The sequence below is a fragment of the Nocardioides sp. 616 genome (assembly GCF_002930065.1).
Taxonomy (GTDB): Bacteria; Actinomycetota; Actinomycetes; order Propionibacteriales; family Nocardioidaceae; genus Nocardioides; species Nocardioides houyundeii.
The window spans coordinates 1-403 of record NZ_POAG01000028.1; the positions used below are offsets into that span (position 1 = coordinate 1).

The window sequence follows — 403 nt, forward strand, 5'->3', positions numbered from 1 at the left end:
GCACGGCCTGCGGCACCTGGTGGCCCGGGTCGAGGCCGGGGACGCGGTCTATGTGGAGGCGATGGTGGCCCGGGTCGCGGAGATCCTGGCCGCCCAGCACGACCAGGCAGCCACCCAGACAACAGACCAGGCAGCCACCCAGGCTGGGACAGCCGGGGCTGCGTCGCGGCCCAGCCGGGACGAGCTCCGGGCCGAGGCCCTGGGGTGGCTGGCCCGTCCCGCGGAGCTGCTCCAGCTCCTCCTCGAACACACCACCCCCGACCAGCCCGACCAGCCCGGCCAGCCCGAGCCCACCGACCCCACCGACCCCCAGGACGGCCCCGGGCTGAGCCGGGCGTTGGCGTTCCCCGCGGACCTGCTCACCGCGCTGCGCAGCATCGACCCCACCCGGCTGCGCCCCGCC

At 76.9% G+C, this 403-nt stretch carries 1 pseudogene; it reads left to right on the forward strand.

Annotated elements, in window-relative coordinates:
- Nucleotides 1-403: pseudogene (locus C5H89_RS18530) on the forward strand (hypothetical protein); the annotation flags it as partial.